Raw genomic sequence first — 10,304 nt, forward strand, 5'->3', positions numbered from 1 at the left:
CGTGACACAGCGATTGATGCGTTGATGGTAATCAACCGGCTCAACCGTGATCGAGACTCTCGCGGTGATCATGATCAGCCGAAAGATCGTCCTGGCAATCCCGATGAACCGGATTCAGTTGCCGACGAAGTTCGATCGATCGATGGAACTGGCAACAACGTGGAAAACCCCGAACTCGGATCCACTGACACCGAGTTGCTGCGTGTCGCTGAGAATGACTATGCCGACGGAATCTCTGAACCCGGCGGTGAAGACCGACCAAGTGCTCGAGAGATCAGCAACGCGTTGGCCGCGGCTGACCCGGAGGGAACCTCAAACGATCGAGACCTGAGTTCATTCGTTTTCGCGTGGGGCCAATTCATCGATCATGACATCGATTTGTCTTTGTCACCTGACGCAGATGGTGAATCGTTTGACATCGAAGTTCCCGAGGGCGATGCATTCTTCGATCCCTTCAACACGGGCGAAGTCACCATTGGTTTGACACGGTCTGAATTCGCGGAAGGAACAGGAACGTCCGTCGACAATCCCGCCGAACAAGTCAATGCGATCACGGCTTGGATTGATGGTTCACAGGTCTACGGCAGCGATCAAGCAACCGCCGATGCTCTGCGTGAGTTTGTCGGTGGACGTTTGCTGATCACCGATGACGGCTTGTTGCCAACGGATGAAAACGATGGGCTGCTCGCTGGCGACATCCGTGCAGCCGAGAATGTTGTGCTGACATCCATGCATGCTTTGTTCTTGCGTGAACACAACCGATTGGCGGACGAAATCTCTGCCGACAATCCTTCGCTCAGTGATGAGGAAATCTACCAGCAGGCTCGAGCAACCGTGATTGCGGAGATGCAGTCGATCACGCTGAACGAATACTTGCCCGCGTTGTTGGGCGAAAATGCGATCTCGCAATACACCGGGTATGACTCAACCGTGGACCCGTCGATTGCCAATGAATTCTCAACCGCCGCGTTCCGGTTCGGTCACACGACGCTGAATGACGAGTTCCGGTTCGTGGATGATGACGGCAACGAGATGGCCGATTCGATTGCCCTCGCCAATGCTTTCTTCCAGCCGGGCTTGTTGGAAGACACGGGAATCGATCCCCTGTTGAAATACGCCGCGTCGACCTTGTCACAAGAAGTGGATTTGGAAGTAGTCGATAGCTTGCGGAATTTCTTGTTCGGGCCTCCCGGAGCCGGTGGGTTTGATCTGGTATCACTCAACATCCAACGCGGCCGCGATCACGGGTTGGCGGATTTTAATTCGACTCGAGTGGCGTACGGATTGGAAGCCGTGGAGTCGTTCGATCAAATCACCAGTGATGCTGACGTTGCTGCCAATTTGGAAGCCTTGTACGGAGATGTGAACAACATCGACCTGTGGGTTGGTGTGTTGGCGGAAGATCACACGGAGGATGGATCGCTGGGCGAAACCGCGACGGCTATCATCGCGGATCAGTTCGAGCGACTTCGAGATGGAGATTGGTTCTGGTACGAAAACACAATGACGGATCGCGAAATTCGTGAGATCGAAAACACTTCGCTGGGGGACATCATCGCTCGCAACACCAACATTGATTCGTTGCAGGAAAACGTGTTCTTCTTCGCGCCAACGATCACCGGTTCGGTGGTTGCTGAGCAGCCTGTGACGACAGAAAGCAACAACCGTGGGCCACTTCTGGGAGATAGTGAAGCCGGAATTGTGCCTGATTCGGATGTGGATTTGTTGGCTCGCGATCAGTCCGGCAACCGGTCTGGTCAACGCGGTCGTCGGGATGACCGTGGCCCCGAACCAATGGTCGGAGTGGTGGTGGAGCTGCTGGACAGCGATGGCGAAGTGGTGGACACGGCGATCACGGACGAACGTGGGAATTACCGTTTCAACGACATCTCTCAGTCCGGAGCGTACACCATCCAGATGGCAACCTCGGAAGAGTACACCGTCCTTGGCAGTGGTTCGCTCAGCGTGCAAGTCAGCAACGGCGAGGAGTCACTACGCGGGATGGACTTTGCCGTGTTGGTGTGAACGGCGAATGGTTAGCGTGGTTTGATCAGCTTCACCGATGCTTGCCGAAGTTGATCAAGCTGGGGACGTAGCGTTGACGGCGTGTCGGTGATGGTCCGGTACGCCTCTTCGTGCAGTAGCAGTGCTTCGATCAAATCAAACCAAGGCGACGAGTGAGCTATTTGGTTGGGTCGTTGCAATTCCTCGAGTCGCTGCGTGAGGTTTTCCGTGGCACGTTCCAGGGTTTGTTGGGCGAGTTTAGTGTTGCCTTAGTGGTGATAGGCAAGAGCCAGCGGCGAATCGACGATGTATCTTGCTGACCATCGAAGAGACCGCCGGGATTCTCGGTACCTCCGCCCGAACCACCAAACGCAATTGCGTTTGCGTTCGGCTTTGGTTGCAGCGTGAGATGAGTCGCACCTGATGGACGACTGAGTCACTCGTTTCGCGAAAAGACTTCGAGCGAACCACCGATGCTCCCAACCGCGGCGAAGTGGCTTCCGTCTGCGGACACAGCGAGCGAGTGAACGTAACCTCGTTCAATGGATTGACGCTGAAGTCTCGCGTTACGCTGGAATTCCCAGACATCAACCTTTCCACTTCCGCCCGCAAACAAGTGTTGATTGTCGGGAGCAAAACGCATGGACCACAACGTTTCACTGCCAATCAAAGGCATCAGTTCGCGGAACGTGTTCAGGTTCCAAACCCGGATGTTGTACGTGTCGGCCACGGCGAGCCAAGTGCCATCGGGCGAGAACGCGGCCGACTGCCCCGACGCCCAAGATCGATTCAGTGGACGCTGGCTAATCGGGTCGCCGGTTCGTATGTCGGCTTCGACCAACGTGGCTCCATCAGTTGCAAGCATCGTTCGTTCGTCCGCCGAAATGTGCACAGCCTTCACCGGGCCTTCGAAATCAGCGATCATCGAGAGCTCTTTTCCTGTCGCGATTTCCCAACACCGAGCGACCTTTTTTGCATCGCCGGTCAATGCATGGCGACCGGACGGTGAGATGTCGATGCAATGGATCTCTCCGTTGTGACCTGGGAATTGCCCTGACGGACGAAGCAGCCCCTTTTCGGTGACGGAGTAAACCACGATGTGCCCTGTGCTGCCGCCGGCGATCAAGTGATTCCCATCGGGAGTGAAGGCACAAGCCGTCACCGCTTGGAGCATGTCCAATCCGGTCAGCTCGCCCAAAACGCTTTGATGATCGAAATCAAACAACGTGATCTTTCGATCGGGACGTCCCGCCGCAACAACATTTTGATTGGGATGGATCGCGAGGGACTTCACTCCCCATCTGAGATCGGAAAACTTGGCAATCGGCGACAGTTTGGAACCTACCTTCATCGGTGCGGCCGTGCGATTCGGTGAACGGCCGGAAGGCATCTTCGAATTTCGAGCCCAGGCGGAATTCATCGGATTTTTCGCGACAGGCGATGAATCGGAACGAGCATTGGACGTCGCCGCAACAGAAGAGCTTGATCGGTTGGGTCGGTGCACTTCGTGAGCTTCAATCAGTTGCAAGTCCACGCACGCGTCGGCGAACGTTTCTTTGAAGACATCACGCTTAATCGTGCCGCCGCTGATCTGAAGCGAACTGAAGATTCTCGCCACGCGAGAGGCTTCCTGCAGTCGTTCCAGGAACTCCTCCACCTGCAAACCAAATTCACACGCAACTTGTTTCAAATCGATGTCCTGAATGAATCGAGATGACATCGCGGAAATGGATTCGCCGCTGCGACTGAGCGTTGTGATCCCGAGGTCGTCCAATGCATCCGCGAACCGCTTCGCATCTCGGTCCATGATGCGATCCATTTCGCTGGCCTCACGATAGAGAGCCAAAATGTCGTCGGCGTCATCAAACGCGGACCGGTTGGCTTGAACCGCCGGTCCAACTTCGTCTCGTTTGGGGATCATGCCGGCGTAGTGGCACGACATACAAGACACGCCGTTGGTCACCGTGCGGTCCGGTTGCTTCGGATCGCTGACGATTTGTGTCGGACCTTGGTCAATGCGAAGTCCTTGCTCATCCGTGAGCAGATAGCCTTGCAGACCGTTTGGAAGCGTGAAGATGATTTCTCCACCATCGTGCTGGAAGGAATCACGACGATGGCTCGGACCGAGCGGATACTCAAAGAGGTTTTGACGCCCCGTGTTGCTGGCAAAGTCGTAGCTTTTCCAATACGAACCATAGGGAGATTTGTGCCACTCAATCAAACGATTGTTCTGGGAGACCCCCGATCGGTTGAAGGCGGCTCGAATGGCCATCTCTTGATTGATGTTGGCCTGCACATTGACGCGAAGCATGTTTTCTAGGTCAGCGTCCGTTTCTGGCAGGTTCAGCACGCTGTGATAGAGCGGTGGTTTCGACGCGGCGAAAACGAACCAGTCCACTCGAACGAACGGCATCTCGGTTTCGGTCCGTTCGAAACACGACTTTGCCTCCGGCGATCGAGGTGGAAGGAAGTATGGGTTTGCGTCTTCAATCGACTTCCAAATGGCCTGAGTCCAATGGACCGTTCGCATGTCGAGCCGAAAGATTGTGCGAGTGGGATCAATCGCCTCGGGAATGATCAAATCTGAATTCCACGAAAGACTATTCAGAAGTTTCGCGAACGCGTTTCGATAGGTTTGCAGTTCGTCTTCGCTGATGCCGGAGTTGTACAAATGGGTCAGCGTGAAGTACCGCATGAACCGTTGCGATCGCTCAGGCTGTTGTTGCAAGTCTTGATCGATCAATGCCACGACTTGGTCATTGCTGACGAACGGTCGCTCGGGTTCGTCATTGATCGCAGGTGATCCCGCGGCGATCCATTCTTGGATGACTTGGATGTCCCGTGGACTCAGTCGTGGCTCTTCGCCGCCCGGGGGCATCACGCTGTCGTCATCCGCTTGAATGCGATCGATCAGCAGCGAGTCTTCTCCGGATTCCGCAATGGTTTCGGCAAGCTTTCCGAGATTGACGACAAAGTTGAAACCACCTTCGCTCGTTCCATCTTCGCCGTGGCAGCGATGGCAAGCATCTTGTAGAAGAATTTTGGTTTGAGCCGCGAGCTGCTCGGGAGACATGTCCAGCGCGGACGCCGAATTCGACATCACCGCGGATGCCTTGGTGTCGGCGGGACGATCGCTTTCGGAACTTGAAGCAACTTTTTTCGCGGCCATTTTTTTCAGGAAGCTCTGGTCCTCGTCGCTCAGTTTCGCGACGGGGATGCTGATGATTTTTCCATCGGGACGTTCCAGAACAACCTTGTCGCCGTGGACGACCACCAACGTCGCTTCGATGCGATACTTCCCAGTCGCATCGGTCCATTCGCGTGCCTGCAGAGAAGAATGGGCCGTGACCGCGAGCAGCAGCAAGAAAAACAAGAATCGCATGAAACCTGGTCAGGCAAGAGAAAAGAGTGGCAAGACCTCCAGGCAACATGCAACGCCTGGTTTTCGTCGCGGGACTCAGTATATCGAAGCAACCACCACCGAACGCAAGTCTCCAGAGCAAATCTCGCTTTAGCAACTGAGCATGTAGCCGACTGTGGCTCTCAGTCGGCCTGAACGCATCAATCGCAGCAAGCGATTGACCTCCCCTGCGGACACGAGTCCACGAGCTTCCGAATGTGATCGCATGGCAGATCTGTTTTTGCCGACAGAGGGCCTCTGTAGGCTACGTTGTTGTTCAGGGTGTTTGGATCTTGAACAGGAACTCTTTTCCACGAACGAAGATCGCGCCGTTGGAGACGGCGGGGCATGCGGAGGTCGCCATTCCTGGCACGTCGTTGGTCGCGATGATCTCGGGGTCTCGTTGAGCCTTCACGACTGTTCCGAGTCCACTTTGGTTGAAGAAGTACAGTCGATCACCAGCGAGAATCGGCGACGCCAAGTAGTCGCCGGAAATACGTTTCTTCCAAAGTTCCTCACCGTTGTTCACATCAATGCACGACAACACACCGTTGTCGGTGACTTGGAAGATCAGTCCGTCGTGCTCGATCGGTTTGGCGAAACGAGGGTTGCCGCGTTCACGCACCCATTCGACGTGCGAGTCGGTGACGTCGCCTTGGGTGGACTCGTCTAGGCGAACCGCGACAAGCTGCGCACCGCGGGAACCGGTGTTGATGATTGCGAGCTTCTTTTCTGGCAACCACAGCGGCCGAATGCCAGCGTTGTAGCTGTTGTGTCGCAGCGTCCAAAGTTCTTTGCCGGTTTCAAGATCGTAGCTCTGCATCGCTCGAGCACCGACGGAGAGAACTTGCGTTTGCTCGCCAACTTGGACGATCGCGGGTGTGCAGTAGGCTTTCCGCATGTCCCCGTCACGCAGTGGTTTTCCGTCGTCACCCAGGTCTTCGTAGTCGGTGCTGCGATCGGTTCGCCAGAGAGTCTTGCCGGTTTCGGCATCGAGTGCAGTGGTGTATTGCTGGTCAACGCCGTCGAAGGTCAGCACCAATTTGTCGTCGTACAAAACGGGCGAGGAACCTGGTCCTCGAAAATGCTGGCACGGCAAATCGCGTCGTTGCCAAATCACTTCAGCAGTCTTCGCATCCAGCTTCGCGGTTCCATAGCTGCCGAAGTGAACGTAAACGGCCCTTGGCCCCATCACACAACTTGGTGCCGCGTAGTTGTTGAATCCGCGAGCACCACCGAGTTCTTCGACTTCCTCGTTTTCAAACAGCAATTTGTCGTGAAGGATCTCGCCAGTTTGCTCATCGATCGCGATGACAAATTGCTGCTTTCCATCCTTGGTTGCTGTCGTCAGCCAAACCTTTCCGTCGTTGATCACCGGCGTCGAGTGACCTTCATCGTGCAAAGGTGCCTTCCAAGCAACGTTCTTGGTATCCGTCCAGTGAATCGGCAGTCGCTCGGCATCAGCGTCAGCGACCACCCCGTTGAGATTTGGCCCATGTCGATCCGGCCACTGCGCACATCCACGCGGTGCGGCATTGGTCAACGACGCGAGGAAAACGGCGCCGCAAAGAGAGTTCAAAATCAATCGAGTCATGACGATCGCTTGCACGAAACACGGTGGGCAGTGGGGAGGGAGTCTCAAGGGCAGCATTGTAATTGACGTTCGGCATGGATTGGTCGTCAAGCGGCATCGATTCGTTTCTGCGATGTTCGGTTCTGATAAAATTCGATCGCAACACGATTTGACCTGCCAACAGCGAGCCACCTTGATGATCCAAACATTCTGTATTTTGCTGACACTCAACGTTGTTGGCCCGCCCGTCGTGGAGGATCTGAACGTTCTGGACGGCGGCAACCCTAACGGTCCAACTTGGATCGATTGGAGTGACCCGGGTTTGATGCTGGTGCACCATCTCAATGGCTTGACCCGCGAATGTTTGGCATCGCGTGAAGACGAAGTCAGCAAACTGAAAACAGCGGAGGAGTGGAAGGCTCGCCAAATCAAGGTTCGACAGACGCTCGATCAAATCCTCGGACCTTGGCCCGATCGATCGCCACTGAATCCTCGAGTCACAGGCAAACTGCGGAAAGACGGCTATCAAGTTGAAAAGATCGTCTTTGAATCGATGCCCAATTTTTTCGTGACGGGCGCACTCTTCATTCCAGAAGGACTCAACGAGCCGCGGCCCGCCATCCTGAAAGTCATCGGACACTCAGCGTCTGCTTTCCGACGAGACCTCTATCAGAACGTCATCTTGAACCTGGTTCACAAAGGGTTTGTGGTGTTCGCGATCGATCCGCTAGGACAAGGCGAACGGTTGCAATACTTTGAACCTAAAACCGGGAAGTCGACGGTCGGTTCCGCTACCAGAGAACACTCGCATGCTGGCGTGCAGTGTTTTTTGACGGGACGATCGATTGCTCGCTACTTCATTTGGGACGGCATCCGCGCGATCGACTACCTGACGACTCGGCCCGAGGTCGATCCAAATCGAATCGGTGTCACGGGATTGTCGGGAGGTGGCACGCAAAGCAGTTACATCGGGGCGGTGGACGAACGGGTTCTCGCCGTCGCTCCGACCGGATTCATCACCAGCATCAGTCGCCTGTTGGGATCGATCGGGCCGCAAGATGCCGAGCAAGTTTTCTATCACGGACCGATGCTGGGAATCGATCATGCGGACTTGCTGGAAGTCCGGGCTCCCAAACCGACGTTGCAAGTCACCACGACGCGAGATTTCTTCAGTATTCAGGGGGCTCGTGAAACGGCCGCCGAAGTGCATCATGCCTTTCAAATCTTTGGCCATCCCGAGCGATTTGATCAAGTGGAAGATGATTTTGGCCACGGCTTCACGAAGCAGAACAACGAATCCACCTACGAGTTCTTCCAGACGTTTTTGGCATTGCCAGGTAGCGCGGAAGAGCAGCTCCACCCGTTTTTGACGGAAGCGGAATTGACCGTCACGGAAACCGGTCAAGTTTCCACGGCGTTCGAAGGCGAAAACGTTTTCAGCATCAATCGGCGGGAGGCAAAACCGCTGCTGGAGAGACTGGAAGAAAGCAGGCGTGACTTGGACCAGCATCTTCCGCAGGCTTTGAGCGAAGCGGCAAGGTTATCCGGCTATCGCAACCCCGATGCGGCGGTGGCTCCGGTCTTCCGCGGCCAATACCAACGCGAAGGTTACCGGGTTGAGAAATGGGGTGTGCCGGGGGAAGGAGAAACCATCCTTCCGACGTTGGTGTTTGCTCCCGATGAACCCGGCACTCGGTCAGCGATCATCTACGTGCACGGCGAGGGCAAGACGACGGATGCCGCTGCGGGTGGAAAGATCGAGGAACTGGTGCGTCGCGGGTACGTGGTCGCGGCACCGGACCTGCTCGGATACGGCGAGACAACGTACAAGTTCCGGCAAGGGCACTCTCCCGTGCAACCATTTTTCAATGCGTTGATGTCAGGGCGAAGCGTGGCGGGAATCAATGCGGGAGACGCCGTTCGCGTCATGGAGTTTTTGCAGAACCGAGACGACGTGAAACCAGACCAGATCGGTGCCATCGCGATTGGCGATGTGGGGCCAGCCTTGTTACACGCGACTGCGATGGAACAGCAAATCCAGTGGTTGGTGCTCGTCGACTCTCTGCTCGACTACCAGAGCATCGTCAATCATGAACTGTATGGCGTGAACGCCAACTCGTTGGTCGCGGGAGCCTTGGGCGCCTACGACCTGCCCGATTTACTGGCGAGCATCACGCCACGACGCGTCGCGGTTGTGCAGCCGCGAACGCACCAGCAAGAAACGGCCACAAACGATCAGATCGCATCATCACTGGGCTTCGTCCAGACACACGCGAAAGATCGGTTGCGTGTTGAAACGGAGGCAACCGATCTTTTGAAATTGGTCCATTGGTGTGTCGCTCCCTGATGGTTGACTGAGCGAACACCAACAGAACTCTCTTGCAATCAATCCTGCGTCGCCAGGAAGACTTGATGGACACCAGCGTTGATGGAGTCAGCCAAGGTCACCGACAGTGTTTGGGGGCCTGCCGGAATCGTTGCTTCCAAGAAATGACCACGCCGCTCGCCCGGTGCGACTTCGAAGGTGTGCGTCTCATCATTCAAGTGAAGTGTTGCGGTTCCTCCACGATGATCTTTGTCGGTCAGGATCAATTCGATCTCGTAGCGTTTCTCTTCTGGAGCGTCCAACAACCAGAAGCCAGTGGAGTTCTTTGCCCAAGGACGGCCGCTGGAGTGCCGCCAATCTTGCCGTGTCAAAACCGTTTGCGGTTCATGCTCGGTGCCGATGACGATCCGAGGCGGTGCGTAGTTGTCCGGACGAGTCGAGGAAACATCATCGAACCACTTGGAGTAGGTCTGTTTGAGACGCTGAACGATCTCAGGATGTTTGTCAGCGAGATCATTTTGCTGCTTGGGATCATTTTCCAGGTTGTACAGTTCGAACTTGGGCTCGCCCTCAAAACGCTCTTTGCCAAAGCCACTGGGGTGCACCAATTTCCACGGATGTTCGTGCATCGCGAAATGATGGAACTTTTGCGGCACGTTGCCTCGGTGAGTTTGAAAGGCAATCGATCGCGTTTCCCACTGCGAGTCATCCATTTCGCCGGTCAGTAATGGCAGGAAACTCTTGCCATCGAGTGCAGCCGATTCCGGAACTGCAACTCCACAAGCATCGAGCAACGTCGGCATCAAATCGATGTGAGCCAGCATGACGTCCGTGGTGTCGCTTGCATCCACTTTCGCGGGCCAGTGAAACAACAATGGAGAACGAATGCCGCCGTCATCCACCTGTGTTTTGTTGCCTCGCATGTTGCCGACATAACGTTGCGAATTGGGGCCGTTGTCATTGAGATAGAGCACGATCGTATTTTCGCGAATTCCGAGTTT

Annotated in this window: 7 protein-coding genes; 3 read left to right on the forward strand and 4 right to left on the reverse strand. The window is 55.3% G+C overall.

The window, feature by feature from the left end; genetic code table 11:
- On the forward strand, positions 1-2,025 hold a 2,025-nt coding region (locus RE6C_RS03485; RefSeq protein WP_039961096.1), incomplete at its 5' end, for a peroxidase family protein.
- An 11-nt stretch (positions 2,026-2,036) separates the two neighbouring features.
- Here the strand turns inward: RE6C_RS03485 and RE6C_RS32720 are convergent.
- Positions 2,037-2,204 (reverse strand): hypothetical protein, encoded by a 168-nt coding sequence (locus tag RE6C_RS32720; RefSeq protein ID WP_008653924.1) that lies wholly within the window; start codon positions 2,202-2,204, stop codon positions 2,037-2,039.
- 113 nt (positions 2,205-2,317) lie between these two features.
- On the opposite strand from RE6C_RS32720, the gene RE6C_RS29810 reads away from it, so the two are divergent.
- Positions 2,318-2,428 (forward strand): ECF-type sigma factor, encoded by a 111-nt coding sequence (locus RE6C_RS29810; protein ID WP_008653925.1) that lies wholly within the window; start codon positions 2,318-2,320, stop codon positions 2,426-2,428.
- 12 nt (positions 2,429-2,440) lie between these two features.
- Here the strand turns inward: RE6C_RS29810 and RE6C_RS03490 are convergent, their stop codons facing one another.
- Both RE6C_RS03490 and RE6C_RS03495 read right to left on the reverse strand, forming a co-directional pair.
- Positions 2,441-5,386 carry an SHD1 domain-containing protein gene (locus RE6C_RS03490; RefSeq protein ID WP_008653926.1) on the reverse strand — a complete coding sequence of 982 codons (2,946 nt, stop codon included), beginning with the start codon at positions 5,384-5,386 and terminating at the stop codon, positions 2,441-2,443.
- A gap of 295 nt (positions 5,387-5,681) precedes the next feature.
- Entirely contained in the window at positions 5,682-7,013 is a 1,332-nt protein-coding gene (locus tag RE6C_RS03495) for a PQQ-binding-like beta-propeller repeat protein (RefSeq protein WP_008653927.1), read from the reverse strand.
- Between RE6C_RS03495 and RE6C_RS03500 the strand changes: the two genes are divergently transcribed.
- Complete coding sequence (locus tag RE6C_RS03500; protein ID WP_236617918.1) at positions 6,997-9,324, forward strand: alpha/beta hydrolase family protein; 2,328 nt, start codon at positions 6,997-6,999, stop codon at positions 9,322-9,324. The two genes, RE6C_RS03495 and RE6C_RS03500, sit on opposite strands and share 17 nt — an antisense overlap.
- 38 nt (positions 9,325-9,362) lie before the next feature.
- Here the strand turns inward: RE6C_RS03500 and RE6C_RS03505 are convergent.
- The coding region (locus tag RE6C_RS03505; RefSeq protein WP_039961098.1) for a sulfatase/phosphatase domain-containing protein at positions 9,363-10,304 on the reverse strand (942 nt) is incomplete at its 5' end.

Source organism: Rhodopirellula europaea 6C (assembly GCF_000338295.1).
In the GTDB taxonomy this organism is placed as follows: domain Bacteria; phylum Planctomycetota; class Planctomycetia; order Pirellulales; family Pirellulaceae; genus Rhodopirellula; species Rhodopirellula europaea.